This is a genomic window from Sphingopyxis sp. GW821-FHT12C06 (assembly GCF_058807415.1).
This window is the reverse complement of sequence record NZ_JBXAQR010000001.1, coordinates 737,679-764,302: the sequence shown is the minus strand read 5'-3', so window position 1 is coordinate 764,302 and position 26,624 is coordinate 737,679. Positions and strand designations below refer to the sequence as shown.

Annotated in this window: 23 protein-coding genes and 1 tRNA gene; 10 read left to right on the top strand and 14 right to left on the bottom strand. The window is 63.1% G+C overall.

From position 1 onward, the window contains the following. Position 1 precedes the first annotated feature (1 nt). The 7 genes from AC1RRJ_RS03565 to AC1RRJ_RS03535 all read right to left on the bottom strand — a co-directional run bounded on the left by AC1RRJ_RS03565 (position 2) and on the right by AC1RRJ_RS03535 (position 4,172). Complete coding sequence (locus AC1RRJ_RS03565; protein ID WP_493120336.1) at positions 2-799, bottom strand: lysophospholipid acyltransferase family protein; 798 nt, start codon at positions 797-799, stop codon at positions 2-4. Beyond that, entirely contained in the window at positions 768-1,193 is a 426-nt protein-coding gene (locus tag AC1RRJ_RS03560) for a Fur family transcriptional regulator (protein ID WP_088473140.1), read from the bottom strand. Before AC1RRJ_RS03560 ends, AC1RRJ_RS03565 begins: the two co-directional genes overlap by 32 nt. A gap of 130 nt (positions 1,194-1,323) precedes the next feature. Next, complete coding sequence (locus tag AC1RRJ_RS03555; protein ID WP_493120335.1) at positions 1,324-1,755, bottom strand: Ros/MucR family transcriptional regulator; 432 nt, start codon at positions 1,753-1,755, stop codon at positions 1,324-1,326. Between the two features lie 115 nt (positions 1,756-1,870). Continuing rightward, on the bottom strand, positions 1,871-2,344 hold the full coding sequence (locus AC1RRJ_RS03550) for a GNAT family N-acetyltransferase (RefSeq protein ID WP_493120334.1): 474 nt from the start codon (positions 2,342-2,344) through the stop codon (positions 1,871-1,873). Then, positions 2,341-2,958, bottom strand: a complete 618-nt coding sequence (gene tsaB, locus AC1RRJ_RS03545) for a tRNA (adenosine(37)-N6)-threonylcarbamoyltransferase complex dimerization subunit type 1 TsaB (protein ID WP_493120333.1) — start codon at positions 2,956-2,958, stop codon at positions 2,341-2,343. Before tsaB ends, AC1RRJ_RS03550 begins: the two co-directional genes overlap by 4 nt. A gap of 21 nt (positions 2,959-2,979) precedes the next feature. Next, positions 2,980-3,573: a malonic semialdehyde reductase gene (locus AC1RRJ_RS03540; RefSeq protein WP_493120332.1), complete on the bottom strand. Its 594-nt coding sequence runs from the start codon at positions 3,571-3,573 to the stop codon at positions 2,980-2,982. Positions 3,574-3,596: 23 nt separating this feature from the next. Further along, positions 3,597-4,172, bottom strand: a complete 576-nt coding sequence (locus AC1RRJ_RS03535) for a NifU family protein (protein ID WP_493120331.1) — start codon at positions 4,170-4,172, stop codon at positions 3,597-3,599. A gap of 63 nt (positions 4,173-4,235) precedes the next feature. On the opposite strand from AC1RRJ_RS03535, the gene AC1RRJ_RS03530 reads away from it, so the two are divergent. After that, on the top strand, positions 4,236-5,108 hold the full coding sequence (locus AC1RRJ_RS03530; protein ID WP_493120330.1) for a hypothetical protein: 873 nt from the start codon (positions 4,236-4,238) through the stop codon (positions 5,106-5,108). A gap of 21 nt (positions 5,109-5,129) precedes the next feature. Then, a tRNA-Thr gene (locus AC1RRJ_RS03525) sits at positions 5,130-5,205 on the top strand. Between the two features lie 45 nt (positions 5,206-5,250). Here AC1RRJ_RS03525 and AC1RRJ_RS03520 read toward each other — a convergent pair. Further along, a complete protein-coding gene (locus AC1RRJ_RS03520) occupies positions 5,251-5,697 on the bottom strand; it encodes an Lrp/AsnC family transcriptional regulator (protein ID WP_493120329.1) in 447 nt (148 codons plus the stop codon). A gap of 119 nt (positions 5,698-5,816) precedes the next feature. Here AC1RRJ_RS03520 and alr point away from each other — a divergent pair, with 119 nt between their 5' ends. From alr to AC1RRJ_RS03505, 3 genes are read left to right on the top strand one after another with little or no spacing between them, the layout of a single operon-like run. Continuing rightward, the gene (alr, locus tag AC1RRJ_RS03515; RefSeq protein WP_493120328.1) at positions 5,817-6,965 is read left to right on the top strand and encodes an alanine racemase; all 1,149 of its coding nucleotides are present in this window, start codon (positions 5,817-5,819) and stop codon (positions 6,963-6,965) included. After that, positions 6,962-8,221 (top strand): D-amino acid dehydrogenase, encoded by a 1,260-nt coding sequence (locus AC1RRJ_RS03510; RefSeq protein WP_493120327.1) that lies wholly within the window; start codon positions 6,962-6,964, stop codon positions 8,219-8,221. The genes alr and AC1RRJ_RS03510 overlap by 4 nt, the downstream gene beginning before the upstream one ends. A 26-nt stretch (positions 8,222-8,247) precedes the next feature. Further along, positions 8,248-8,595 (top strand): RidA family protein, encoded by a 348-nt coding sequence (locus AC1RRJ_RS03505; RefSeq protein WP_088473131.1) that lies wholly within the window; start codon positions 8,248-8,250, stop codon positions 8,593-8,595. A gap of 42 nt (positions 8,596-8,637) precedes the next feature. Here AC1RRJ_RS03505 and AC1RRJ_RS03500 read toward each other — a convergent pair whose 3' ends face one another. The 3 genes from AC1RRJ_RS03500 to AC1RRJ_RS03490 form a co-directional block, all read right to left on the bottom strand. Next, on the bottom strand, positions 8,638-9,702 hold the full coding sequence (locus tag AC1RRJ_RS03500; protein WP_493120326.1) for a formylglycine-generating enzyme family protein: 1,065 nt from the start codon (positions 9,700-9,702) through the stop codon (positions 8,638-8,640). 92 nt (positions 9,703-9,794) lie between these two features. After that, a complete protein-coding gene (locus AC1RRJ_RS03495) occupies positions 9,795-10,667 on the bottom strand; it encodes an alpha/beta fold hydrolase (RefSeq protein ID WP_493120325.1) in 873 nt (290 codons plus the stop codon). A 2-nt stretch (positions 10,668-10,669) separates the two neighbouring features. Further along, positions 10,670-12,976, bottom strand: a complete 2,307-nt coding sequence (locus tag AC1RRJ_RS03490; RefSeq protein ID WP_493120324.1) for a TonB-dependent receptor — start codon at positions 12,974-12,976, stop codon at positions 10,670-10,672. A gap of 118 nt (positions 12,977-13,094) precedes the next feature. On the opposite strand from AC1RRJ_RS03490, the gene AC1RRJ_RS03485 reads away from it, so the two are divergent. From AC1RRJ_RS03485 to AC1RRJ_RS03475, 3 genes are all read left to right on the top strand, one after another. Next, on the top strand, positions 13,095-13,757 hold the full coding sequence (locus AC1RRJ_RS03485) for a TetR/AcrR family transcriptional regulator (RefSeq protein ID WP_493120323.1): 663 nt from the start codon (positions 13,095-13,097) through the stop codon (positions 13,755-13,757). Positions 13,758-13,969: 212 nt separating this feature from the next. Further along, complete coding sequence (locus tag AC1RRJ_RS03480; protein WP_493120322.1) at positions 13,970-15,118, top strand: winged helix-turn-helix domain-containing protein; 1,149 nt, start codon at positions 13,970-13,972, stop codon at positions 15,116-15,118. A 332-nt stretch (positions 15,119-15,450) separates the two neighbouring features. Further along, positions 15,451-17,808 (top strand): TonB-dependent receptor plug domain-containing protein, encoded by a 2,358-nt coding sequence (locus AC1RRJ_RS03475; RefSeq protein ID WP_493120321.1) that lies wholly within the window; start codon positions 15,451-15,453, stop codon positions 17,806-17,808. Between the two features lie 203 nt (positions 17,809-18,011). On the opposite strand, the gene AC1RRJ_RS03470 is transcribed toward AC1RRJ_RS03475, so the two are convergent. From AC1RRJ_RS03470 to AC1RRJ_RS03460, 3 genes are read right to left on the bottom strand one after another with little or no spacing between them, the layout of a single operon-like run. Further along, complete coding sequence (locus AC1RRJ_RS03470) at positions 18,012-19,790, bottom strand: N-acyl-D-amino-acid deacylase family protein (RefSeq protein ID WP_493120319.1); 1,779 nt, start codon at positions 19,788-19,790, stop codon at positions 18,012-18,014. A 17-nt stretch (positions 19,791-19,807) separates the two neighbouring features. Next, complete coding sequence (locus tag AC1RRJ_RS03465; protein WP_493120318.1) at positions 19,808-20,965, bottom strand: serine hydrolase domain-containing protein; 1,158 nt, start codon at positions 20,963-20,965, stop codon at positions 19,808-19,810. Between the two features lie 38 nt (positions 20,966-21,003). Further along, on the bottom strand, positions 21,004-22,149 hold the full coding sequence (locus AC1RRJ_RS03460) for a dipeptidase (RefSeq protein ID WP_493120317.1): 1,146 nt from the start codon (positions 22,147-22,149) through the stop codon (positions 21,004-21,006). A gap of 139 nt (positions 22,150-22,288) precedes the next feature. Between AC1RRJ_RS03460 and AC1RRJ_RS03455 the strand changes: the two genes are divergently transcribed. Then, a complete protein-coding gene (locus tag AC1RRJ_RS03455; protein ID WP_493120316.1) occupies positions 22,289-23,722 on the top strand; it encodes a serine hydrolase domain-containing protein in 1,434 nt (477 codons plus the stop codon). A 186-nt stretch (positions 23,723-23,908) separates the two neighbouring features. After that, positions 23,909-26,623: a TonB-dependent receptor domain-containing protein gene (locus AC1RRJ_RS03450; RefSeq protein ID WP_493120315.1), complete on the top strand. Its 2,715-nt coding sequence runs from the start codon at positions 23,909-23,911 to the stop codon at positions 26,621-26,623. The last annotated feature ends 1 nt before the right edge of the window (position 26,624 follow it).

Genomic DNA, 26,624 nt, shown 5'->3' with positions numbered 1-26,624 from the left:
GCTATAGGCGATGGAGCGCGGCGGCGGAAGGGCGCGCCGTCGCAGCCATTTCACACGCTATCGCAGCGCGCGCCGCCTCACTGATCGCCTTGCGATCATGGGCAACTTCGGCGGGCAGCGGATCGAGATAATGGATGGTCAGCGCGATCGGGCGTTTGCGCGCGAGCAGGCGTTTGAAATTGTCGAGCCCCGATTCGGGGTCGAGCCAGGCGATATCGTTCGCTTCCGCGCCATAATCGAGGAACACCGGCTGAATCCGCAAATTGGGCAGCGGCGGCACCACCGCCTGGAATAGCGACGCACGGAACGGGAGCAGCCCGTCGCCGGGGCCCGTAGTCCCCTCGGGAAAAAGCGTCACCGGCCGACCGCGCGCCAGCGCGCCGCGCAGATTGTCCGCCTGGGCATGGATTTCGCGCTTCGCGTCGCGCTGGACATAGATGGTGTGGTTCTGGTCAGCGAGCCAGCCGACGAGCGGCGTGCTCTTGACCTCGGCCTTCGACACAAAGGCCGAACGCGCGGCGCCGCCGAGCGCCAAAATATCGAGCCAACTGACATGGTTCGACGCAAAGAGCACGTGGCGACGCAGCCGGGTGCCGGTCGTGCGAACGCGCAGGCCCGCGATCCAGCCAGCGGCGTTGAGAAAAGCCATGACCATCGGCGACGGGCGGCCAACGGCACGATAGCAAAGATGTGGAACGATCAGGAACAGCAACGCCAGCACCATCAAGGCGAGGCGCGCTACCGAACGCCAGGTAATCGAGGCGCGATCAGTCGCGCTTGCGATCGATGGCGACACCATAAAGCTCCATACGATGGTCGACGAGGCGGAAGCCCAGCCGCTCGGCGATAACTTTTTGCAACGCCTCCAGCTCGGGATCGACGAATTCGATCACCTTGCCCGTTTCGACGTCGATCAGATGGTCGTGATGCGCCTCGGGCGCCGCTTCGTAGCGCGAGCGGCCGTCGCCGAAATCATGGCGATCGAGAATACCCGCTTCCTCGAACAGGCGGACGGTACGGTAAACGGTGGCGATCGAAATGCCGCTGTCGACTTTCGAGGCGCGCTCATAGAGCGTCTCCACATCGGGATGATCCTCGGAATCCGAAATGACGCGCGCGATGATACGGCGCTGCTCAGTGATGCGAAGCCCCTTTTCGTGGCAGAGAGCTTCTAGGTCGATGGAACCGGACATGCGGGCCTTTCCTGCGTGATGCAGTCGTATCTTTGTTCTGGCAACTGTATAGGGTCGCGCCGCGGATAGAACAAGGGCGGCACCCTTCGGCACCGCCCTCATTTGCCATTATGGCCCTATTACGTGGGACTTAGGCCTTTTTGGGCTTGCGCCCGCCGCCACGGCCCTTGGTGCCGAGGCCAATTTCCTTCGCCAGCGCACGGCGCTTTTCGGCATAGTTGGGGGCGACCATCGGATAGTCAGCGGGCAAGCCCCACTTGGCGCGATAATCATCGGGGGTCATGCCATAGTGCGTCATCAGATGACGGCGCAGCATCTTCAGCTTTTTGCCATCTTCGAGACAGGTGATGAAGTCGGGTTTCACCGACGCGCGGATCGACACCGCAGGCACGAGTTCTTCTTCGACAACGACCTTTTCACCAAGGCCCGACAAGGCAGCATGGACGTTGTTGATAAGAATCGCGAGATCCGAAATCGCGACGCTATTGTTGCTGACATGCGCAGCGACAATGTCAGCCGTCAGCGTGACGAGCATTTCGTTGGTATCGGCATGGTCCGACATAAGATTATTCCTTGCTAGATTCACCCAGAAGAGTGGGGAGCGAATATTGGTATTCTACTTCCGCCGACGGATTACTGCCACTTTGGGAGCAATTCTGCAATGGCTGATCATTTGGTTATACTGGCTCGGATGATCGCCGCATGGTAATCGCATCGCGCACCACGCCGTCCCCACCGCGATAATAAGCGGGCCGACGGCCGCATTCGGAAAATCCCGCGCGCACATAAAGATGAACGGCGTCGTTATCTGCACGCATTTCAAGGAAATAGTCGTCAGCCCCCTGTGCCTCTGCCCAGGTTTGCCAATCGCCGATCAGCCGTGCACCGACACCGCGCCCACGATCGGAAGGATCGACCGCGAGCAGCAGCAACTCGCTCTCCGGCCCCGCGATACGCGCTGCGTAGAAGCCGCACGGCCGCTCGCCATCCCAGGCGAGCGCGACCCGCGCTGAAGGCAATGCGAACAGAGTGAACAACTGCGCACCACTCCACGCTTCGCCATAAGCGGGGTCGAAGGCAGCATCCATCACGCGCATCACCGCGGCGAGATCGCTGACGCGGGCGGCAGCAAGGCGGATTTCGCTGCTCACCCGGCGCCCATCGGCTTGGCATCGGGTTCCCGGCCATAAATGGGACGGGGATCGGCGAACAGCGCATCAGTCGGCAGCCGAAGGAATGCGCGTGCATCGGGCAGCACCGGCAGCACATCGCCGGTCCCGCGCAATTCAATAAAGGGCAAGGCGCGATTGCCGACAACCAGCGCGTCATCGGCGCGGATCGCCTCATCGGGAAGCTGCGAACGGAACGGCGCGCGCGGCGTCAGGTCGGCCGCAAAGGGTTGTACGAACCATTGCCCGTGGCCGCCCTCCATCACCACCAGCGCACCACCCGCCGCCGCAATCGCATCGGCGGCGGTGGCGGCAACCAGCGACAAGGTCGAAAACCCCTGCACCGGAACCTGCCAGCCCAGCGCCAGCCCGCGCGCCGCCGCGACGCCAATGCGCACCCCGGCGAAGCTGCCGGGACCGCAGCCGACGACAATAAGGTCAGCGCGGCCGCCGTCGGCGAGCTCGGAGATCAGCGGCACCAGCCGTTCGGCATGGCCGCGGCCGATTACTTCGTGGCGGTAATCGAGGACTTTGTGGGTCTCCACCAGTGCCACCGAGCAAGCCTCACTCGCCGAATCGATGACCAGATACCGCATGGAAAGGCCCCGTCCGCCCGTTCAGGCGATGCTATTAAAGCGGCCGAAGTCCGGGCGCGGGCTGCGGTCAAAAATGCTCGCCGGATCACCATAGCCGAGCGTTGTGATGAAATTGCTCTTCACATTCGGCTGATCGGCAAAGAAAGCCGCGTCGACGCCCGCATTGTCAAAGCCCGACATCGGCCCGGTATCGAGCCCGAGCGCGCGCGCCGCAAGGACGAAATAGCCGCCTTGCATGCTGGAATTGCGGAACGCCGTCGCCTGCGCCAGCGCGTCATTGCCGACGAACCATGCCCGCGCATCGGCGTGGGGAAAAAGGTCGGGCAGATTTTCGTAAAATTCATTGTCCGAGCCGATGATCGCGGTGACCGGCGCCTTCAGGATTTTTTCCGCGTTCGCAGGCAATGCGAATGCCGCGAGCTTTTGCTTCGCTTCGTCCGACACGCACCAGATGATCCGCGCCGGCAGGCTGTTGGCGCTGGTCGGACCGAACTTTACCAGGTCCCAAATGGCGTGGAGCTGTGCTTCCGAGACCGGTTTGTCGAAATAGCCGTTATAAGTACGCGCGGCACGAAACAACTGGTCGAGGGCGCTATCGGGAAGCGGCTCGCTCATGGGCATTCTCCTGTTTGGGATCGTCAGACGGCGTGGACCGCAGTCACTTCGGGAACATAATGTTTGAGCAGCGATTCGATGCCATTTTTCAGCGTCGCGGTCGAGGACGGACAGCCGGCGCAGGCACCCTGCATCTTGAGGTACACATTACCCTTGTCGAAACCGCGATAGATGATGTCACCGCCATCGTTGGCGACCGCGGGACGGACGCGCGTTTCGATCAGTTCCTTGATCTGCTCGATGATATCGGCGTCGGCGGGATCGTCGGCGAAGCCGGCTTCATCTTCGGCCGGGACCGAAAAGCCCGCACTTGCAGCGTTGAACAGCGGCACGTCGGCAAGGAAATGGTCCATGACGATGCCGAGGACATCGGGCTTCACGTCGCTCCATTCGGCGCCAGGTGCGATCGACACCGACACGAAGTCGCGGCCGAAAAAGACCCCGGTGACATCGCCGAGCGAAAAAAGCGCACTCGCCAATGGCGAAGCACCGGCCTCTTCGGGGCTGGCAAAGTCACGGGTGCCCGCGTCCATAACCACCCGGCCGGGCAGAAATTTGAGCGTCGCGGGATTCGGCGTCGATTCGGTTTCGATCAGCATGGGGTGCATGTGGGACGCCGACGCCCTTTGTGCAAGATAACATAGATGCCCTAAGGGAAGACAATGCGCCGTTTCACCCACTTCGCCGCCATCGACTGGTCGGGCGCGCGCGGCCCCCGGCAACGCGGAATCGCCCTGGCCGTTGCGAGCGGCACCGCCGCACCCGCGCTGGTCCGGCCGGGACATATATGGTCGCGCGCAGAGATACTCGACTGGCTGGAATCGATCGCAGTTGCGGGCGAGAATATGCTGATCGGATTCGACTTTTCGGCCGCCTTCGCCTTTGCCGATCATGGCGCCTATTTTCCCGACTGGGCGGACAGCCCGGGCGACATCCGCGCGCTATGGGCGCTCGTCGAACGGCTCGCGAGCGCCGATCCGCACCATGAAGCGGGGTCGTTTCTGGCGTATCCGGAGGCACGACGTCATTTTCGCCATGGCCAGGGCGATGTCGGCGACCTGTTCGAGGCCGGCGCGGGACGGCTGCGCATCGTAGAACAGCATCAACGCGCGACGAAGCAGGCCGCCAGCGTGAGCAATTTCAACCTCGTCGGCGCCGCGCAGGTCGGCAAAGCGAGCCTGACGGGGATGCGTCTGCTCCACCGCCTGTCCGGCCGAATCCCGCTGTGGCCACTCGATCCGGTGCCCACCAAAGGCCCGCTGCTGGTCGAAATCTACACCAGCCTCGCCACGCGCGCCGCGGGTTTGCCCGCAGGCCGCAGCAAGATCCGCGATGGCGCCGTGCTTGATGCAGCGTTGGCCACGCTGGATTCGCCGCCAATTGGCGGCACCGGCCCGATCAGCGACCATGTAAGCGATGCACTGCTGACCGCTGCATGGCTGCGCCATGTCGCTGGCGACGCCGCGCCCTGGAGCCCCGCCCCACTCTCCGATGAAATCACGCGCACCGAGGGCTGGACCTTTGGCATAATTTGAAGCAAGGGGCGTTGAAGGTAGGCCGGCTTAGCTCAGTTGGTAGAGCACCTGATTTGTAATCAGGGGGCCAGGGGTTCGAATCCTCTAGCCGGCACCAGTAACCTCCCCCTTCAGATTTCACCTTTTGCAGCGACCGCCGGAGTCACATCCGCCGGTGGCTGCGCATCGCGAAGCTGGAGGTGATGCGCGAGACGCCGGGCAGGCGCGACAGAACATCACGGTGGAAGGCGCCATAATCGTCGATCCCGGCGATCTGGACGCGCAGCACATAATCGCCGTCGCCGGTCATCAGATACCATTCCTGAATTTCGGGATGGCGGCGCAGCGCGGTTTCGAAGCGGACCAGATATTCCTCGGTCTGCCGCTCAAGCTCGATCTGAACGATCGCGACGGTACCTTCGTCAGGCGCAGCGCCCGAAACGATCGCGGTATAGCCGCGGATGACCCCCGATTGTTCGAGCAGCCGGACGCGGCGCAGGCACGCCGACGGTGATAGGCCAACCTCGGCAGCGAGCGCGCTGTTGGTGATCCGCGCGTCGAGGCGGAGCCGGTTCAATATGCGCCGGTCGGCGTCATCGAGAGCTTGCATGCAGAATATTCCATTTCTTCGCATAATCTGTCGCTGATTGCGCGATTCCCGGCACTTCATACGCCAATCCGGCCAGAAATTGATAAAAATAATCGCTATCCTCCGGGCGGGAGATGGCCATGAAGCATCAGATTATCGCCGAAGCCTGCTCGAGCCGGCTTCGTATCGATCTTGGCGCCATCCGCGCCAATTATCGTGCCATCGCCGCGAGCGTCGCGCCCGCCCGGTCGGGCGCCGTGGTCAAGGCAAACGCCTATGGCCTCGGCGTCGCCCAGGTCGCCCCCGCGCTCTATCGCGAGGGATGCCGCCATTTCTTCGTTGCCCAATTGAACGAAGCCATGCTGCTGGCCCGCGCGATCGGCGACGATGCCACCATCTTCATCCTCAACGGCCTCGACCCGGGCAGCGAGGCTGATTGCGCCGAGCGCGGCTTCATCCCCGTGCTCAATTCGCTGTCGCAAATCACCCGCTGGCGCGAGCACGCGCGCGCGAAAGGCAAGCCCCTGCCCGCCGCGCTGCAAATCGACAGCGGCATGTCGCGCCTTGGCTTGCCTCCCGCCGACGCCATCGCGCTGGCGCAAGACTCCGACCTGCCGCGCGAGATCGACCTGCGCCTTCTGATGACGCATCTCGCATGCAGCGACGAACCGGAACACCCGGCGAACCGCGCCCAGCTCGACGGTTTCGATGCGATCCGCGCCCATTTTCCCGGCGTCGCGGCCTCGATCGCGAACAGCGGCGGCGCCTTTCTGCCCGACGACTTCCATTGCGACATCGCCCGCCCCGGGGTCGCCCTCTATGGCGTCGAACCCGCCCCCGATGCCGCCGGGTTGCGGCCCGTCGTCACGCTCGAGGCGCGCGTGTTGCAAATCCGCGATATCGAAGCGGGGGTCGGGGTCGGCTATGGCCTCACCTACACCGCGCTCGCCCCGCACCGGCTGGCGACGATCGCGATCGGCTATGCCGACGGCTGGCCGCGCAGCTTGAGCGGTGTCGGCGCCGCATGGCATCGCGGCGTCCAACTGCCGATCGTCGGGCGGGTGTCGATGGACAGCCTGACCGTCGATATCAGCGCGTTGTCCGTCGATGCTCTGGCCGAGGGCGATTTCGTCGAACTGATCGGCCCCTCGCAAGCGCTCGCCGACGTCGCGCGCGACGCGGACACCATCGCCTATGAAATATTGACGCGGCTCGGCCCGCGCCACGCGCGGATCGTCGTCGATGACGACGGCGTATCGGAATTCACCGCACCGGGAGAGCGGATATGAGAGTTGTCATCCTTGGCGCCGGGGTCGTCGGCGTCACATCGGCTTATTATCTGGCCGAAGCAGGGCATGAGGTGGTGCTGGTCGATCGCCAGCCCGGCCCGGCGCTGGAAACCAGCTTTGCCAATGCGGGCGAGATTTCGCCCGGTTATGCTTCACCCTGGGCGGCGCCCGGCATCCCCGCAAAGGCGATGCGCTGGCTGCTGATGAAGCACGCCCCGCTGATCATCCAGCCCCGCCCCGATATGGCGATGCTGCGCTGGGTATTGGCGATGCTGCGCAACTGCACCGCGAACCGCTATGCGCTCAACAAAAGCCGGATGGTGCGGCTCGCCGAATATAGCCGCGACGAACTGATCGCGCTGCGCGGCGCGCTCGGGATCGAATATGACGAGCGTTCGCAGGGCACCCTGCAATTGTTCCGCACGCAGAAGCAGTTCGACGGCAGCGCCGACGATATTGCGGTACTGCAAAGCTATGGCGTGCCTTACGAATTGCTCGACCGCAGCGGCTGCGTCGGCGCCGAGCCGGGGCTGGCGTCGTCAGACGGCCATTTCGTCGGCGGGCTGCGGTTGCCGCATGACGAGACCGGCGATTGCCATATCTTCACCCGCGCGCTCGCCGAACGCCTGCCCGCGATGGGAGTCGAGCTGCATTACAACACGCATATTCAGGCGATCGAGAAGGACGGCGACCGGATCACCGGGGTCCGCACCGATGCCGGACTGCTGCGCGGCGACGCCTATCTGGTCGCGCTCGCCAGCCATTCGCCCGCGCTGCTCGCGCCGCTCGGCATCCGCCTGCCCATCTATCCGGTGAAGGGATATTCGATCACCCTGCCCGTCGCCGATGCGGCGCGCGCGCCCGTGTCGACGCTGCTCGACGAAAGCTACAAGATCGCGATCACCCGGCTCGGGAATCGCATCCGCGTCGGCGGAATGGCCGAATTGTCAGGCTATGACCGCAGCCTGTCGCCGCGCCGCGAGGCGACGCTGCGCCATTCGCTGAACAACCTGTTTCCCGGCGCCGGCGACAATGATGCGCCGTCGGGCTTCTGGAGCGGCTTGCGTCCGATGACGCCCGACAGTACGCCGATCATCGGCAGGACGCCGGTTTCCAACCTGTTCCTCAACGCGGGTCACGGCACTTTGGGCTGGACGATGGCATGCGGCTCGGGCCGCCTCATCGCCAGTATCATCGGCGGAACACCGTCGCCGATCGATCCCGAGGGGCTGGAGCTCGCCCGCTATTCACGCTGATACAAACCACAACAAAGGAAAATGATATGACCATCGAACGTCTTCACTCGGGCTCGCGCATGAGCCAGGCCGTGGTCCACGGCGGCCTCGTCTATCTCGCCGGTCAGGTCGCCGCCCCCGGCGAAGATGCGACCGCGCAGACCCGCGCGATCCTCGGCCAGATCGACGCGCTGCTCGCCGAAGCCGGCACCGACAAGTCGCGCCTGCTGACCGCAACGATCTGGCTCGCCGACATGGCCGATTTCGGCGCGATGAATGTGGTGTGGGAAGAGTGGATCGGCGGCGCCAACGCGCCGACCCGCGCAACCGGCGAAGTGCGCCTCGCGACCCCCGACTACAAGGTCGAGGTGATCGTCACCGCCGCGCTGGCCTGACCGAAATAAAGCCCCGCTTCGCCGCGTTGGCGAAGCGGGGGTTCAAGCTTTCGGTGCCTTGTCATAGACGAGGCGGAAGCCGACATTGCTGGTGCCCATGCCGGGGTCACGCCCCTGCCGCGATGCGGGGCGGTAACGCTGGCAATAATTGGGCGCACAAAGATAGCTGCCGCCCTTTACCGTGCGCGAGGGCATGCCGGGATTGAAGGGGTCGTAGGACGCCTTCTCGGCCGGCCCCTTCGGATTGTCGCGCTCGTCGGGGTTGTGGCCGGGGCGGAAGAAATCGGCGGTCACTTCCCACACATTGCCGACCATATCGTACAGACCATGGGCATTTGGCTTGTAACAGCCCACCGGCGCAACGCCTTTGAAGCCGTCGGTTTCGGCGTTGTAATTGGGGAAAGCGCCCTGCCAGCTGTTCGCTTCGGCGGGCTGGACATTTTTCGATGGCGCGCCCGCGCTGGCGGCAAATTCCCATTCGGCCTCGGTAGGGATGCGCCCTCCGCGCCATTTGGCATAAGCGACCATATCGTCCCACGCGAGATGGACGACGGGCTCGTTCGCCACCATGTCGGCGCCATCCGGCCCATAGGGCTTTTTCCAGTTCGCGCCGGGGACATATTTCCACCAGTCGCTATAATTGTTCGACGGGAAATCGGGCGGGGTGAACACCGCCGATCCGGCCTTCAGCATGTCCCGCGGAATCTGGTCGGCGGGAATCTGAAATTGCTTGGGGTCGACGGGTTTTTCAGCGACGGTGACATAGTTTGTCGCCTTCACGAAATCGGCAAACTGACGGTTCGTCACCTCATGCGGGTCGATCCAGAAACCGCCGACCGTCGTTTCTCGCACCGGTCCTTCTTCGGCATAAACATCCGCTTCGCCCATCTGGAAGCTGCCGCCGGCCAACCGCAACGGCGTATCGGCGATCGCCGGGCATTGGCGCGACGCGGCGGCGGCGACCGGCTTGTCTTTCGGCGCATCACCCCGGCCGCAACCGGCGACCGCCAGCAGGACGGCGGCGCCCGCGAGCAAGCGGCTTGTACCGGTCGGGCGGTGCTCGATCTGAAAAACACGGGCAATTTTGCCATCAAGCTGGAAAGTCATGCATGCTCCAACGCGCGATCGGGAAACATGTCCGCGGATAGCGCCGAAACGAGCGAACATCCACCGGGTGCAGCGCGAGGAGCAGGAAAGCTTCAGGGCAGCGCTTCCAGAAACTCCAAAATGGCGCGCTTCGCCGCATCTTCGGACAGCAGCGGGGCGTGGCCCACGCGCGCCACCTCGGCATAGGCCATGCGCGGCGCGGCGCGGCGCATTTTCGCGGCGATCGGCTGCGACAACAGATCCGAAAGCTCTCCCCGGATCAGCAGCGTCGGGCGCGACCGTGCGAGCCTGAGGAACAGGAGCCACGCCAGCAGCGAACGGCGTGGCAGCGGCTTCGCCATGATCGGAACCGCGATCGCCGGATCATAGTCGAAGACCGGACGCCCCTGCCCGTCCGCAACGCAGGCGCGCCCGGTGAGCGTCCGCCAATCCGCCTCCGAAAGATCCGGGAAGGCGACAGCGCTGGTGCGCTTGAAGTGGGCGACCGCATCGTCCCAGGTCTCGATCGCCACCGGCTGGCCCGCATAGCCGGCGATGCGCGCGATCCCCGCCGGGTCGATTTCCGGGCCCACATCGTTGAAGATCGCGCTGGCGATCGCGCTGCGGCGGCGCGCCGCCAGCATCATCGTGATCAGCCCGCCCATCGACGTGCCGATGAAATGCGCGCGCGATATGCCCAGTCCATCGAGCATCGCGAGCATGTCGCGCGCATAGACCGGCAATTGATAGCGCATCGGATTGACGCTGCGCCCCGATCGCCCGCGTCCGCGGACGTCGACGGCAAGCACGCGCCGCCCCGTCGCCGCGAGCCACGGAGCCACCTCCTCGAAATCGCGCGAATTGCGGGTGAGGCCGTGAATGCAGATCACCGGCAGCCGCGCCGCACCATCGGCGGCGGGATAATCGCGAGCAAAGAGCGGCACGCCGTCGGGCGCGGACCAGTGCCGCTCCTTGAAGTCCGTCACCGTCAGAACCGGTATTCGGCCGAGAAACGTGCGGTACGCGGCGGCCCGTAAAAACCGATCACCGACTGGGCGAACTGGTTCGACGGGAAATTATATCCGCCGGTGCGATAACCCACGTCAAACAGATTGCGGCCATGCACACCGAGCCGCCAATGTTCGTCGGGCGACGTCCAGGTCACGCTGAGGTCGACGAGCGCATAGCCGTCCTGATCGATCGAGGGGATCGGAATTTCGAACAGATGCGTGTCGCTGCGGAACGATATCGATGGCAACACCGCCATGCGCCCGCCCATGAAATCGGCCTGCCAGTTGAGCGAGACGCTGCCCGTGAATTTCGGCGTATTCTGGAAACGCCGAAGGTCCGCGACATCGATATTCTTGCCCGTAGCAAGATCGAAGACGATGAACTCGTTGAACTTCGCATTGATGTAGCCGAAACTGAAGTTCGCGCTGAAATCGCGGCTGAGCACCGCCTGTGCCTCCAGCTCGGCGCCCCAGATTCGCGAGCTGCCGACATTGTCGACGAAGCTGACGACACCCGGCGGCGGCGCGACCTTCGGCACCTGCGTCGTCACCTGCTGCCCCGCATAATCGGTATAGAAGACCGCGGCATTCATCCGGAACTGGCCGTCGAGGAAGTCGCCCTTGAACCCGAGTTCGTAGGAATCGACGATCTCGGCATCATAGCCGTCCTTCGTCGCCGGAGTCGCGGTGGCGTCGCCGCGCATGTCGAACCCGCCCGATTTGAAGCCGCGGCCATAGGCGGCATAAATGTTCACATCGTCGCTGGCGGCATAGGTCAGGCTGACGCGCGGCGTGAATTCCTCGAAGGTGCGGCTGTTGCTATAATCGGTCAAAATCTGCGGGACGTTGAACGGCGCCGGCAGAATCGGGACATAGGGTTTCAGCAGCGGACCTCCCAGCGTGCCGAAATAATTGGCCTTGAAGACCACTCCGTCCTTTTTGTCGCGCGTCCAGCGCGCGCCGAGCGAGAGTTTGAGCCGCTCGGTCAGATCATAATTCATGTCGCCAAAGATCGCGAAGCTTTCGGTATCGACCGAACCGCTGGTGAGCTGGGTCAGCGCGGTCCCGGCGCTCGGACGCGGCACGAGCAGCCCCTCGGGAACGAGCCCGCGGCCGAGGATGGTGTCGAACGCACCCGAAGCCTTGGCATCGAGATAATAGACGCCCAATACCCCTTGCAACCTGTCGGTTTCGATCTGCGCCTGAAACTCCTGACTGAACTGACGGTCCTCATACACTTTTCCGCTAGACGCGATGTCGAGAAAGGGTTGCGGGGTGCCGTCGAAGTCGATCCCGTCGCCGCTCGAATAGCCATCGCGATACGCGGTGATCGACTTCAATGTAACCGCGTCGGAGACGCTCCATTCGCCAGTCAACGACAGCCCCTGCGTCACGACCGTGCTCGCGTCGCCGAGCCCGGCGAGCGTATCATATCGGCCCGGCAGAACCGCAGTGTTGCCGTTAGGCTCGCGCAGTTCGCGGTGGCCGTGGTTCGTGTTCGAGCGATCTTCGGTGCGGTCGGCAGCAAGCCGGATGAACACCGCGTCGGAGGGTGCGATTTCGACCGACAGGCGGCCGGCAATCACATCCTTGTTGTTGGTGTCGGCGCCGGTGAAATAATTCTTGCCGTAGCCATCGCGATTATACCAGGCGACGGCCGCGCCGACCGAAATCGCATCGGAAACGGGCAGCGCCACCGATCCGGTCAGATTATATTCGCCGTAACTGCCCACTTCGCCGCGGACCTTCCCGCTGAAGTCATGGCCGAGCCGCTTGGTCACATATTTGACCGCGCCGCCGATCGTGTTGCGGCCATAGAGCGTGCCCTGTGGCCCGCGCAGCACCTCGATCCGTTCGATATCGAAAATGTCGAGGACCGCACCCTGCGGCCGCGCAATATAGATGTCGTCGACATAGAGGCCGACACCGGGCTCGAAACCCCACAAAGGATCCTGCTGACCGATGCCGCGAATGAAGGCGGTCAGCGTCGAGTTGGTGCCGCGCGAAACCTGAAGCGTCAGATTGGGGGTCGAGCGCTGGAGCGCGGTAATGTCCGGCGCGCCCTTCAGGTCGAGCGCCTCGGCGGTGAAGGCGGTGACCGAAATCGGAACATCCTGCAGGCTTTCCTCGCGGCGCCGTGCGGTGACGATGATCTCTTCGACCTGCGCCGAACTCGCGCCGTCGGGCAGCACATCCTGAGCGGCGGCGGTGTTCGCGCCGGTCATCGCGCCCAGCGTCGACCCGGCAAGCAGCATGCATTTCAGCGCCCGGCGATATTCGGTCATCAAATCGTCCCTCCCATGCGAATCATTTAATACGATTGCGTATGAGATACAAATAGTGCTCGGAAACGAATTTGGTCAAGCTCAGCAGCATGAATTTGAAAAATACATTCTATGACGAATGAAAAATCTTGCGAGCATTGACCTGATGGATTGCGCGCCCTACGCCTTACCCATGTCGTTGCCGCCGCTTCCGCTCCAGCCGATCCTGCCGGGTACGACCGCGACGCCGGTCAAGCGCGGCCCCAAGCCCAAAGTCACGTCCGAACGCTGGTTCATCGCCGCGCTCGAGCAGCTCGCGCTCGGCGGGATCGACGCGGTACGCGTTGAACTGCTCGCCGAAACGCTCGGGGTCACCAAGGGCATGTTCTATGCGCGCTTCGACACGCGCGAGACTTTTCTCGACGCGATGGTCGATTATTGGCGCCAGCGCACGACGACCGGGCTCGTCGGCGAACTGACCGCGATGGATTCGGGCCCCGAGGACCGGCTGATACGGCTGTTCGCCATCTCGCGAATGGATCGCGCCAAGACGGGCGCGTGGATCGAGGTCGCAATGCGCACCTGGGCGCTGACCGACGATCGCGCCAGACGGGCGATGGAAGAGATCGACCGGCACCGGCTGACCTATTTTGAATCGGTGCTCGCGGCGAATGGCGTGCCGAAGGAGCAGGTGCGCGCGCGCGCGTTCCTGATCTATAGTTATGTGATCGGCGACACCCTGCTTTCGGGCGATCGCGCGGCGATCCGCGACATCTGCCATCTGCTTCTGACCGCCCCCTGAGAACCGGCCGGGGCTTGCCCCTGACCGGTCTGCCACCTGATTTTGGGGTGCTCGAAGCGATTGGCCGATGGTTGATTTGTTCCCCCTTTGTTTTTACTGAGAGTCCAGCGCCGGCGGTGCAAGAAGATTCGCATCGAAGACGGTAGCGCAGAGCAAAGGCGGATACTGAACAACGTCGGTCGACGCCGCATATGGGGATCAGAAGCAGGGGCATGACGGCAAGAACGGTCAGGATCAGCCAAGCCGATGCCCGGCGCCTGTGGTTGCGGGCACAGCGGCTCGACGACGGGGCGCCCTTTGGCGCAGGACCGGCGGCGGTTGCGGCGACTATAGAGCACCTGGGCTATGTCCAGATCGACACGATCAATGTCATCGAGCGCTGTCATCATCACATCCTGTGGTCGCGCATCCCGAAATACCGGAATGCAGCCCTTGAGGCGGCCCAATCCCGCGAGAAGTCCGCGTTCGAATATTGGACCCATGCGCTCGCCTACATCCCGACAAGCGACTACCGCTTCTTTGTCCCGGCAATGAATGCCTGGCGCATCAGCCCCCATCCTTCCTTCGCCAAAGTGGATCCCGATGCCTATGCGGCGCTGCTTGCACGCATTCGCGACGATGGCCCGCTCTCGCTCCGCGACATCGATGACCAGCTGCTGGAGGAAAAACAGCATCCCTGGGCAAGTCGAAAGCCCTCAAAACGCTTGCTCACTCATGGTTTTTGGGTCGGCGACCTGACCGTCAGCGCGCGCACGGGCATGCTCAAGACATATGAGCTGACCAAACGGCATTTCGGCTGGAACGAGCGGCCGCCCGCGGCGACGCCGGATGAGTTTGCCGCCTATTTGCTCGACCGGGGCCTGCGTACCCAAGGTGTCGTCAGCCTCGAGAGCGCGACTTACGGCGATGCGCCCGCCAAGACCAACGTGGCGAGGCTGGTCGCCGAACGCATTGCACGAAATGCGCTGGTGCCGGTCGAAATCGAGGGGCTGACCCGTGCGAAGCACTGGGCCGAGCCGGCTGTTCTGGATGAACTGCGATCCCTGCCCCCGAGCAGACGGGTCCATATCCTGTCACCATTTGATCCGCTGGTGATCCAGAGAAAGCGCCTGTCTGCGCTCTTTGGATATGAACACAGGTTCGAGGCCTATGTCCCGGCGGCCAGGCGTGTGCTGGGATATTTCGCCCTGCCGGTGCTTGTGGGTGACAGGATTGTCGCCGCAATCGACACGAAGATGGATCGCAGGACGGGTTCCTTGTCTATCCAGAGGTGGACCTGGATCGTGCCGGAAACAAAAGCTTTGCGAGGCCGGGTCGAGGTCGCACTCGGCAGGTTCGAGCGATTTCAGAAGACGGCCTGACCGGCTCATACGCCGCAACGTTGCGAATGGAATCCCGCGAGCGCCATCCCGGACCTTAGGGCGTGAGCGAGCGTCAGGCGTACAGCCTGATCCAAGTGAGCCGGCGGATATCCGATGACGAGGGACGTGGCGCACGCGCCGATTGTCCGTGGGCACCCGCGACACCCTCGGCAGGAAGCTTGACAGCATTCGGTTTGAAAAATATGTGATAGTATATCATAACGTTTACAGGGGATGTTTTGACACAATTTGTTGCCAGGGGCCTTCTGGCCCTCTCAATTGCCGGAGCATATGCGGCGCCAACAATCGCACAGGATAGCCAGGAGTCGAATTTGCCCGGCGCGGATAAATCGCCGGACAGCGCCGGAGATGACGAGACGCATAGTGCCGACGGCCTTTCGCGCGATATCGTCGTTACGGGCTCGCTCATCCGCGGCTTGCCGAAAGAATATGTGGCGAGCCCGGTCTTCACCCACGGTCAGGCCGATATCGTGCAATCGGGATCGGGGTCGGTCGCCGAATATATGCTGACGATTCCGCAAAACTTCACCGGCGACCTCAGCGAATTCGCGACGAGCGGCGCCGGGATCGGCAGCCCGCTGGGCGATGCGACGACCTATAACCAGTTCGACGGCTTCTCGGGCTTCGCGCTCCGCGGGCTGGCATCGGACGCGACGCTGACCCTGCTCAACGGCCGCCGCATGCCGTCGGTCGGGATGAACGAAGCGCCGACTGTATCGGTCATCCCCTCGATGCTGATCGAGCGGATCGACATCATCCCCGACGGCGCCTCGGCCACCTATGGCGCCGACGCGGTCGCGGGCGTCGTCAACATCGTCACCCGCAAGCCCAAGGATGGGCTCGAGCTACAGGCGCGCGGCGCCACCGCAACGCGGGCGGGCAAGAAGGACTGGCAGGCCAGCGCGCTGGCAGGCCACAGCTGGGGCAGCGGCCGCGTCTATGGCATGGCGATGATCCAGGATCGCTCGCCCTTCGTCGGCGACCCGGTCGAGGCTTCGGGCGAAGCGCTCCAGATCACCCAGCTCCCCGACGAACGGCTCACCGGGCTCTACGCCGGGCTGGAGCAGGAGGCCGGCGACTTCACCTTCTCGCTCGACGCCTCGCGTTTCCAGCGCGACCGCAGTTCGCGCCAACTCTTCCTCGACGAACCCGCGTTCAACCGCAGCTTCAAGACCCGCACGCGCGGCGTCTCGATCTACAGCGGCGTCCGCTGGCAGGGCGAGGGATCGACCACGCTCGACCTGACGGTCGACTATCACCGCAACCGGACCGACAGCAGCTCCTCGCGGGTCGGGCGGCCACCGGCCACCCGCGAATCGATCAACCGGCTGTTCGCCGTCGAGCTGCGCGGCCAGACCGCGCTCGCCTCGCTCCCCGCCGGCCCAGTCATGGCCGCCGCGGGCTTCCAGTATCGCGCCGAAACACTGCGCACCGACGCGACGATCTTTTTCAACCGCAACGGCGCGACGCGCAAGGTCAAGTCGGTCTTCGGCGAGGTGAATATCCCGGTCATCGGCCCCGAGCAGTCAGTGCCGCTGATCCGGTCGCTGACGCTGTCCGCCGCGGCGCGCTACGAGGATCTCGGCTTCGACACCGCGCTCTCGCCCAAGGTCGGGCTGCGCTGGCAGGTCGACCGCTCGATCGCGCTGCGCGGCACCTGGGCGCGCTCCTTCCTCGCGCCGCGCTTCCGCAGCACGATCGGCATCGCCGAACAGGTGTCGTTCGGCCTCTACGACTATAAATTCCTCGACCCCAAGGACCAGAATCCCGCGCTCCCCGCCGGACAGGCGCTGGTCATGTTCCGCGCCGGCGCGAACCCCGATCTGCGGACGCAGGATGCCGACACATGGACGTTCGGGGTCGACCTGACCCCGGCCTTTCTCCCCGATCTGACGATCAAGGCGGGCTATTACCGGATCAAGATTTCGGGCCGCGTCGGCACGCCCAAACCCGACGACAGCCTGTCGGTCCGCGATCTGCAGGTCTTCAACATCGCGAACCCCGACCTCGCACAGATCCGGCAGGTCGTGGACAACCCCGCGGTGTTCCGCCGCTTCGCCGAAGTCCCCGCGATCAACAACGGCGACCTCACCTTCTTCGATTCGGCCGCCGACGTGCCCGCCAGCCTGCTGTCGCAGGTCCAGCTGATCGCCGATATCCGCGCGCAGAATTTCGCGGTCGAATCGACCGACGGCCTCGATCTCGACCTGTCATGGCGCCCGCGGCTTTTCGGCGGCACCGCGATGCTCAAGCTGAACGGCCAATATATCTTGAACCTCGAGCTCAAGGCCGGGGGCGACACGGCAATCTCGCGGGTCGACGGCTATGCCAAGCCCGCCGACCTCCGGCTCAACGGCACGATCGCGTGGGGCCGCGGCGGCATCTCCATCGGCTCGGTGGTGAATTATGTCGACGGCTTCACCGACGACCGCCCCGGCCAGCCGGTGCGCAAGATCGGATCGTTCACGACCGCATCCTTCTTCCTCGGTTTCGACCTCGGCCGCCTGTCGTCCGCCGCCTGGCTGGCGGACAGCGAGGTGCAGCTCGTCATCGCCAATCTGTTCGACCGGCAACCGCCGCGCATCATCGACGGGGTGCTGGGCTTCGACCCGTACAACAATCCGCCCAATCCCCGCACCATAGGTCTGATCCTTACCAAACGCTTCTGATGGCAGCAGGGACATGGCCGCGACTGCGGCCCGGCGAGCGCCTGTCCGAAGGCCGGCCTCCCCGAAGGCGACTATGGGTGAAGCCTGGCTGGATTGACCGGCTGCTGGTGACCGCTTGTTGGCTGTCGGCTAGTGGACGAAAGACGAAGAGAGCGAATGCCGGACGGGATACTGAACGCGTGTGCGCCCGGAATATGGACTATTCAGCTTCCGGCTGATCCCGCTGGCGAGGCCCGGCACGCACCGCCGCCGGGCGCGCCCGACCAGCCGGGACCGCGCACCACCCGCCCCGGCCTGGCGCCAGTGTGCTCGCCCTTTTTCAGCACCTGGACGCCGTTGATGAAAACGTCGTTCACGCCGGTGGCGTAAAGATTGGACGTCTCGAAGGTCGCATGGTCCCGGATCGTCGCCGGGTCGAACAGCACAACGTCGGCGAAATAGCCGGGCGTGAGCGATCCGCGGTCGCGGATGCCCAGATTTCCGGCCGGAAAGCTCGTCAGGCGCCGGATCGCACTTTGCAATGTCGTCGCCTTTTCGTCGCGAACATATTTGCCGAGCAGCCGCGCGACATTGCCATAGGCGCGGGGGTGGTTGCTGGAATTGAGGAACAGCCCCTCGGACGCAGCCGCTTCCTCGTCGGAGCCGAAGGACATCCACGGCAGGTCGACCGCCTTGCGGACATTCTCCTCGCTCATCAGGAAATAGGCAGTCCCGACGCGGCTGCCGTCCTCGATCACCAGATCGACCGCCGTATCCTCGGGCGAGGTGCCGCGCAGCTTCGCCACTTCGCCCAGCGTCTTGCCCGTATATTGGCGCAGCGCCGGATTCTTGAAAGCAAGCAGCAGCAGATTGTCCGCGGTCCCGGCGGCGTTATAGAGATTTTCCCACCCTTCGCCCGGCGCGCGCATCTCGGCAATCACCCGGGCGCGGATCTTCGGATCCTTGAGCCGCTCGGCCCATTTCTCATAGCCGCCTGCCTGCACCCATGTCGGCATCGCCGCGTCGAGCCCGGTCGCACCGGCGGTGTAAGTATACATGTCGGCCGTGATGCGCAGCCCCGCCTTGCGCGCCGCCTCGACCTTGGCGATGATCGCGTCATATTTGCCCCAATTGGCCTTGCCGCCGAATTTGAGGTGATAGATTTCGGCCGGGGCGCCGCTGGTGCGGCTGATCTCGATCAGTTCGTCGACCGCCTTCCCGATATTATCGCCTTCGGATCGCATGTGGCTGATGTACATGCCGCCGCACCGCGCGGCCTCTGTCGCCAGCGCGATCAGCTCCGGCGTTTCGGCATAGGCGTTGGGGGCATAGATCAGCGACGAGCCCACCCCCATGGCGCCTTCCTGCATCGCCTGACGCACCAGCGAACGCATCCTGTCGAGCTCGGCCGGGGTCGGATCGACATCATCCTCGCCCAGAACATTGACGCGCACCGTACCCGCGCCAACGAACGACGCGACATTGGGCGAAACACCCTTTGTGGTGAGGTGATCGAGATAATTGCCCAGCGTCGTCCAGGGGATATCATATTTGAAGTCGCCCTGGCGCTGGATCGCGACCTTTTTCATCTCCGGCGTTACCGGCCCCATCGACCAGCCTTCGCCCATCACCTCCAGCGTGACGCCTTGCTTGATGTCGGACATGCCGCGCCCGTCGAGCAGCAACGATTCGTTCGCCCAGCTGAGCATGTTGATGAAACCCGGCGCGACGGCGAGCCCCTTTGCATCGACCATGGTCGTCGCTTTCGCGCCCGAGGCGCCGCGGGTGACCGCGACAATCCGGTCGCCCTTGATCAGCACATCGCCGACATAGGGATCGCCGCCGCTGCCATCATAGATCGCGCCGCCGCGGATCAGCACATCGGCCGCGGGCGCCGGCCCTGCCGTCGGCTTCGCCATGACGGCGGGCATGGAGAGGGTGGCGATGGCCGTCCCGACAAGCAGGGGGCGAGCAAGACGACGCAGCGACGGGGTACGGCTCATGACGACTCTCCTTGATGCTATTTCTTTACGGCGGGTTCCGGTGGAAGCTCGAGAGCGATCCGCTCGATGCGCTGGGCAACCATGCGCGCGCCAAGATCCTTGCCGATCGAATTGGCGATGACGGCCACGGTGATGCGATCCTTGGGAAATTCGGACAGAGAGCTGTTAAATCCAAAGATGCCCCCGCCATGCGAAATCTTGCGATGCCCTTCATAGTCGGAAAGGAACAGGGCGTAACCATATTCGCCGGGAGGCGCGCCCTCCTTTTTGGCCATCGCCGTACCGCTGGTCCGCCCGTCTCCCAGCTTGCCGGGTGCGGTCATGGCGGCGAGCGAGGCCGGTCTCAGTATTTTTCCGCCGAACAACGCCGCATTCCAGCGCGCCAGATCGTCAGCCGTCGATCGCATCGCCCCTGCCCCGCCCGGAACCGTCATCGAGATCGGCGCGGCGTTGCGGAATTTTCCGGGCTCTCCGTCATATCCCGCAACGCGGCCGGGCACGACATCACGCTCGTCATCAAGTGCGGTGTGCCGGAGACCGAGCGGCTGGAAGAAGCGCGCCTTCAGAACCTGCGCCAGCGGCTTGCCTTCCACCTTCTCGACCACGGCACCGAGCAGGAAATAGGCGGTGTTGCTGTAATTCCAGTCGGTGCCGGGTTCGAAATCCTGCTGCTTTGGCATTTTGGCGAAACTGGCGACCCACTGATCCGGCGTTTTGGTCAGCGCCGCCTGGGTGAGGAAGCTTTCGTCGTCGGTATAATTATGCATTCCCGACGTGTGGTGCAGCATCTGCTTCAGCGTAATATCGCCCGCGCGCGGATAATCGGGATAATATTTCGACAACAGGTCGTCGAGCGACAGCTTGCCTTCCTCGTCCAGCTTGACCAGCGCGGCCGCGGTGAACTGTTTGGTGACCGAACCGATGCGAAAAACGCTGTCGTTGGCGACCGGCATATTGAGTTCGAGATTACCCGAGCCATAGCCCTTCACCAGCAGGGGCTTGCCGTCCTTGTAGACCGCGACCTGCAACCCCGGGCTCTCGCCGGCCGCGACCGCCTGCTCTGCGGCCCGGTCGATCGCCGCAGCAATGGCGGCATTGTCCGCCGCCCATGCGGGTGCGGCGACCGAAGCCAGTATAACGCCGGCCACGATCCAGCCGCTTCTCATGCCAGTCATATCTCTTCTCCCCCTTGTTGCAGCCGTTGCGACCGCTTTTATTTCCACACTTCGCCCAGCAGGCGCCGGAAGTTTCCACCGAGGACACCGCGGATATTGTCGTCGGAATAACCGCGGCGAACCATCTCTTCGGTCAGGCTATAGAATTTCAGCGGATCATCGAACCCGTCGGTGTCGATCTTGTCGCGGAAGGCATAGCTTCCCTTGTAGTGCGCCTTGAGCTCCGCATAGGCCTTGGGCTCCATATCGTCATAACCATAGAGGTCCGCATCCGACCCGATGCCCACCTTGTCGAAGCCGATCAGCTTCGCAACATGGTCGATCTGATCGACGATATTGGCGACGGTAGTCGGCTCTTGGGCGGTCAGGAAATTGCGCACGCCGGTGATCCCGATCACCCCGCCCTTCGCGCCCAGCGCGCGAATCGCCTCGTCGGTCTTGGTCCGCGGATGATTGTTGAGCGCACGCGCATTGCTGTGCGTGATCGCGATCGGTCCCTTGGCGGCGGCGATGGCGTCGAGCGTCGTCTTGTCACCGCAATGCGACGTATCGACGAGCATGCCGACGTTGTTCATTTCCTCGACGATCTGGACGCCATAGTCCGAGAGTCCGCCGTCGATGCGATCGGTGCAGCCCGAGCCGATGAGATTCTGGCTGTTATAGGTCAGCTGCGAAACGCGCTGGCCGAGCTGATAAAATGACTTCACGTCAGCGACGGCGCGGAAATGATCGCTGTTCTGCAGCCCCATGATCACCGCGCATTTTCCAGCGGCCTTCGCACGATCGAGATCTTCCGCCCTGCCCACACCAGCGAACACATGCGGATTGCGTGCGGTAAAGCCCGTCCAGGCGAGCAGAAAGGCCAAGGTATTTTCATAAGCGTCGGGGCCGCCGATACCGACGGAATTGTGGAAACCGGTGATCCCGCTCGCGCGAAAATCGGCGGCCCATTTTTCGCTGATCGGCTCGGCGAACACCTCGGGACGGAAATCGAGCGTCAACGGGGCCAGCATGTCGAGCACCATGGCCTGCTTTACCAGGTCGACGACTCGCGAGGCAAAGCGCCGCGGGGACGCCGCATGAACCTGATAGGTGCCGAAATTGACCATCGGAAACGCCGTCACCGCCAAGGCGCCGGTCCGCACGAGCATGGCGCGCCGTGATAATCGGGAATTTTTCTGCATGATCCATCCCTGTCCCAGTTGATTTGCCGGCCTGATTGTGGATGATCAAATAATCCTGTAAAGAGAAATGGTGCCTAATATGAAATTTATTTCCAATTCTTGCACTTCCTCCGCATTCGCAATCGCCCTCGCTTTGGGAGTGGCACTGCCCGCGACTCCGCTTAACGCAGCCCCGCCAACGCCGACAGCCGCCCGGACAGATGCCGGACGCGTCGCGGGATTGGAGGATTTCGTCGATGGCGTGATGGCGCAGCAGCTTGCAACCCGGGAGGTCGCTGGCGCTGTGGTCACCGTGGTGCAGAACGGCGAAGTGCTGTTCACGCGCGGCTATGGTTTCGCCGATATCGATCGAGGCATCAAAGTCGATGGGCAGAAGACGCTTTTCCGCCCCGGATCGGTTTCCAAGCTGATCACCTGGACCGCCCTGATGCAACAGATCGAAGCCGGGAAGGTCGATCTCGATGCCGATGTGAACCGCTATATCGACTTCGTGATCCCGCCCTTCGAAGGAAAGCCCATTCGCGTGCGCGACCTCTTCTCCCACACGGTGGGGATGAGCGACTTGCGCTATGACGAGAAGGAATGGGCCAAGCCTGAAAGCTATCAGTCCTTCCTGAAGACGCATATCCCGCAGCGCTTGTGGGCGCCGGGCACCGAGGTATCCTATTCAAACTATGGCGCTTCGCTCGCCGGCTATATCGTCGAACGGGTCTCCGGCGAGGCTTTCAACGACTATGTCACCAGGCATATATTCCAGCCGCTCGGCATGACCCACACGACCTTCGCCGAGCCGCTAACCGGCGAAAATGCGACGAATATGGCACTGGGCTACCACTTGGCCGAGGGCCGTTTCAAGGCCACGCCCTATGAACGCTATGGCAAGATCATGCCGGCTGGTTCCGCCGCGTCGACGGCACCCGACATGGCGCGCTTCATGCTGGCCATGCTGGGCGACGGCGCGCTGGACGGGAAACGCATCCTCAAACCCGCATCGGTCGCGCTACTCGAAAGCAATTCGATTGCGAATACGCCCGACCAGCCCGGAATGGCGCACGGCTTCATGGTCGCGCGCGAGCAGGGACCGCGGCTGGTAGGCCATGGCGGCAATACGGCAGATTTTCATTCCTATCTCTTGCTCGCACCGGAGTCCGGCCTGGGTTTCTTCGTGTCCTTCACCGGCGGCGATGCCAGCTATGCCGGACGAACCGAACTGAGCGATGCCATCATCGGCCGCCTTTTCCCCCAGCAACCGGCGAAGCGGTGGACGCAGGCGGGCACCTTGCCGCCGCTGGGAGCCTATCGGTCGAACCGCCGCGATTACAGCAAGCCGGCCGATCCGGCGGGCGACATCAAAGTCTCCGCCGTCGGCGATCACGGAATATTGGTCGAAGGGCACGGGCAAAAGACGGCCTGGGAAAAGATCGGGCCGAATCGCTACGAGCGGGTCACCGGAATCGCCGAAGGAGGTCCCTATGATCAGCTGCGCTTCTATGGAAACGCCAATGACGCGCGCCTCGGCTTCGCCTCGCAGCCGCATGTGGCCTATCATCTGGTGAAGCCCGAGCAGCCCTAAGTGACAGTCATGCGCCGCAATTTTCATCGCACAATCATAAAAGTGACATTTTTATCCTGATCAGGATTGAATTTTCCCTTTTTGCATGTTTCTATCCCTCCAGACTAATCGGGCCGGGACAATAAGCCAGCGCCGCCAGGGGGCGCAGCATCAACAGGGCAACCCGGCCCATAAACCAAGGGGAAGATGATGAAGCCGGGAATGATGAAATGGTATGCGGGAACTGCGCTGTCGCTGCTGGTGACGGCCGTTCCGGCCGGCGCTCAGGTAGCGGACACGCAGGGCGCACGCGGCAGCGATGACGAAATCATTGTCTCCGGTTCGCGTATTCAGCGGTCGGGCTTCGATGCACCGACACCGACGACGGTGGTTGGCGCGGATGAACTGCGCCAGGGCAACCGGCCCAGCATCGGAGATGTCCTAAACGACATGCCGGCGTTCCGCGGAACGCTGACCCCGGCAACGACAACCGGCAATACCACCAGCGGGAGCTCTTCGGCGGATCTGCGCAGCCTTGGCGCGGCGCGGACGCTCACCCTGCTCAACGGCCATCGTTTCAACGGCTCCGTCGACCTCAATACGGTGCCGCAAGCACTGATCGAGCGCGTCGATGTCGTGACCGGTGGCGCCTCGGCCGCCTGGGGTTCAGGCGCCGTCGCCGGCGTCGTCAACATCATCCTGAAGGATGACCTGACCGGCCTGCAGGGCGGCATCGACGGCGGCATTTCATCGCGCGGCGATGCCCAGCGCTATGGCGCCAATCTGGCCTGGGGCACCAGCTTCGCGGACGGTCGCGGCCATTTCATGATCGGCGCCGACTATACGCAGGAAAAGGGTGCCCGCGATCGCAAGAGCCGCCCCAATCTGGAAGGCGGCCTGTTCACGCGCGCCGACGGCCAGCTCGTGCTGACCCGCGACGTCAACTATACGATCATCAACAACGGCGGTTCGGTGCTGGGCCCCACCGCCGCACCCTATAATCTGGTTTTCAATCCGGACGGATCGGTCGGCCCTCTCCCGTTGGGCAGCGAAACCTCCGGCCAGTTCACGGTCGGCGGCGGCGGTCAGAATATCTACGACTATGTCGCCGTCACCTCACCATACAAGCGCGCCAATATCTTCGCACGCGCGAGCTATGAATTCAGCGACGCCGCCAAAGTCTGGGTCGAGGGCAGTTATAACCGCATGTCGTCGGATTTCGGCTTCTTTCCCGAAACACCTACTGTCCGCATTCAGTCCGACAATGCTTTCCTGACGCAGACAGCGCGTGACCAGCTGGCGGCCGCCGGTGTGACCTATCCGTTTATCCTCGGCCGCATCATGGATGATGTCGGGTCGGCGGGCTATGTCAACTATCGCTATACACGGCGCAACATCGAAGCCGCGATCGGTATCGAGGGCGAATTGGGCGGCGGCTGGAGCTATGACGCCTATTTCGACCATGGCGAGCTGCGCAACAACAACTCGATCTATAATCAGCGTATTTCGGCCCGTTTCAGCAAGGCCGTCGATTCGGTGCTGGTCGGCGGCGTGGCCACCTGCCGGGTGAACGCCGACGCCGATACCACCAACAATGACTCCGCCTGCGTCCCGATCAATCTGTTCGGAAACGGCAATATTACGGCCGACGCGATCGGCTATTCCTTCGGCGCGGGCCAGGGTATCAGCACAACCAGGCTCGACGCGGTCGGGGCATCGATCCAGGGGCAGCCCTTCTCGACCTGGGCCGGGCCCGTCGACATCGCGTTCGGCACCGACTTCCGCTGGGAGAAATTCACGACCAATTATATCGACCCGTTGTCGAAGGCGGGCGCTCTGGCAACGCTGAACTATGCCGAGACCAACGGCAGTTTCGACGTCAAGGAAGTCTTCGGCGAAATCAACGTGCCGCTGCTCGATATCGAGGACACCGCGAAACTGGAGATCAACGGTGCGGCACGCTATTCCGATTACAGCACCAGCGGCGGCATCTGGTCGTGGAAGGCGGGCAGCACGCTTCGCCTCGTCAACGACCTCCTGCTGCGCGCGGTCTATTCGCGCGATATCCGGTCACCCAATATCAGCGAATATTTCCTCGCGCGCGGGACCAATATCGGCAATGTCTCCGACCCCTATCGGGGCAATGCGGTGCAGGCCAATGTCGTCAGCTATGTCGGCGGCAACAAGAATCTGACTCCCGAAGTCTCGCATACTCTGACATTGGGCGGGTCCTACTCACCCAGCTTTGCCTCCGGTCTCAGCCTGTCGGTCGATTATTACGAGATCAAAATCGATAATGTCATCGTGACGCTCCTGGCGCAGGACGTGCTGAACACCTGCCATGCGGCGAGCCCGAGTGACCCCACTTGCGGCGGCCTGGTCAAGCGGACGGACAATGGCGCGATCGATTTTGTTTCCCGGACCTATCGCAATCTTGCCGAATACAAGACCCGCGGACTCGATATCGAGGCATCGTTCCGCAGGCCATTGGGTGCAGGTTCGCTGACCGTCCGCGCGCTGGCGACACATGTGTTCGAACTGCTGATCGACGATGGCGTACTGACGACCGACCGCGCCGGTATCGTCGGAGGCGAAACGGCCTTTTCGACGCCAAAATGGCGGATGACCGGAAGCGTGAGCTATCAAACCGACACGTTCGGGATCGACCTGCGCGCGCGCTATGTCGACGGGGGCATCTATAGCGCCCAGCTCGGCCCGAACAAGCAACCGATCCTCAACAACAAGATCGCCAGCCGGACGTATGTCGACCTTGGCGTGCAGTTCAAGGCGACCGAAGCCTTCACCTTTTACGCCAACGTCAACAATCTGTTCGATCGCGATCCGCCTTTGATCGTCTACAATAATCCGAACTATGATCAGATCGGTCGCTATTTCTCCGTCGGCGCGAAAGTGAAGTTCTGAG

What these genes read in the sequence shown, in the direction of transcription:
- AC1RRJ_RS03560 (WP_088473140.1), bottom strand. Translation starts at nt 1,193, where the DNA reads ATGTCCGGTTCCATCGACCTAGAAGCTCTCTGCCACGAAAAGGGGCTT.
- AC1RRJ_RS03485 (WP_493120323.1), top strand. Translation starts at nt 13,095, where the DNA reads ATGAAAAATCTTGCGAGCATTGACCTGATGGATTGCGCGCCCTACGCC.
- AC1RRJ_RS03565 (WP_493120336.1), bottom strand. Translation starts at nt 799, where the DNA reads ATGGTGTCGCCATCGATCGCAAGCGCGACTGATCGCGCCTCGATTACC.
- AC1RRJ_RS03540 (WP_493120332.1), bottom strand. Translation starts at nt 3,573, where the DNA reads ATGAGCGAGCCGCTTCCCGATAGCGCCCTCGACCAGTTGTTTCGTGCC.
- alr (WP_493120328.1), top strand. Translation starts at nt 5,817, where the DNA reads ATGAAGCATCAGATTATCGCCGAAGCCTGCTCGAGCCGGCTTCGTATC.
- AC1RRJ_RS03535 (WP_493120331.1), bottom strand. Translation starts at nt 4,172, where the DNA reads ATGCTGATCGAAACCGAATCGACGCCGAATCCCGCGACGCTCAAATTT.
- AC1RRJ_RS03510 (WP_493120327.1), top strand. Translation starts at nt 6,962, where the DNA reads ATGAGAGTTGTCATCCTTGGCGCCGGGGTCGTCGGCGTCACATCGGCT.
- AC1RRJ_RS03505 (WP_088473131.1), top strand. Translation starts at nt 8,248, where the DNA reads ATGACCATCGAACGTCTTCACTCGGGCTCGCGCATGAGCCAGGCCGTG.
- AC1RRJ_RS03470 (WP_493120319.1), bottom strand. Translation starts at nt 19,790, where the DNA reads ATGAGCCGTACCCCGTCGCTGCGTCGTCTTGCTCGCCCCCTGCTTGTC.
- AC1RRJ_RS03465 (WP_493120318.1), bottom strand. Translation starts at nt 20,965, where the DNA reads ATGACTGGCATGAGAAGCGGCTGGATCGTGGCCGGCGTTATACTGGCT.
- AC1RRJ_RS03530 (WP_493120330.1), top strand. Translation starts at nt 4,236, where the DNA reads ATGCGCCGTTTCACCCACTTCGCCGCCATCGACTGGTCGGGCGCGCGC.
- AC1RRJ_RS03500 (WP_493120326.1), bottom strand. Translation starts at nt 9,702, where the DNA reads ATGACTTTCCAGCTTGATGGCAAAATTGCCCGTGTTTTTCAGATCGAG.
- AC1RRJ_RS03555 (WP_493120335.1), bottom strand. Translation starts at nt 1,755, where the DNA reads ATGTCGGACCATGCCGATACCAACGAAATGCTCGTCACGCTGACGGCT.
- tsaB (WP_493120333.1), bottom strand. Translation starts at nt 2,958, where the DNA reads ATGCGGTATCTGGTCATCGATTCGGCGAGTGAGGCTTGCTCGGTGGCA.
- AC1RRJ_RS03450 (WP_493120315.1), top strand. Translation starts at nt 23,909, where the DNA reads ATGATGAAGCCGGGAATGATGAAATGGTATGCGGGAACTGCGCTGTCG.
- AC1RRJ_RS03480 (WP_493120322.1), top strand. Translation starts at nt 13,970, where the DNA reads ATGACGGCAAGAACGGTCAGGATCAGCCAAGCCGATGCCCGGCGCCTG.
- AC1RRJ_RS03490 (WP_493120324.1), bottom strand. Translation starts at nt 12,976, where the DNA reads ATGACCGAATATCGCCGGGCGCTGAAATGCATGCTGCTTGCCGGGTCG.
- AC1RRJ_RS03460 (WP_493120317.1), bottom strand. Translation starts at nt 22,149, where the DNA reads ATGCAGAAAAATTCCCGATTATCACGGCGCGCCATGCTCGTGCGGACC.
- AC1RRJ_RS03520 (WP_493120329.1), bottom strand. Translation starts at nt 5,697, where the DNA reads ATGCAAGCTCTCGATGACGCCGACCGGCGCATATTGAACCGGCTCCGC.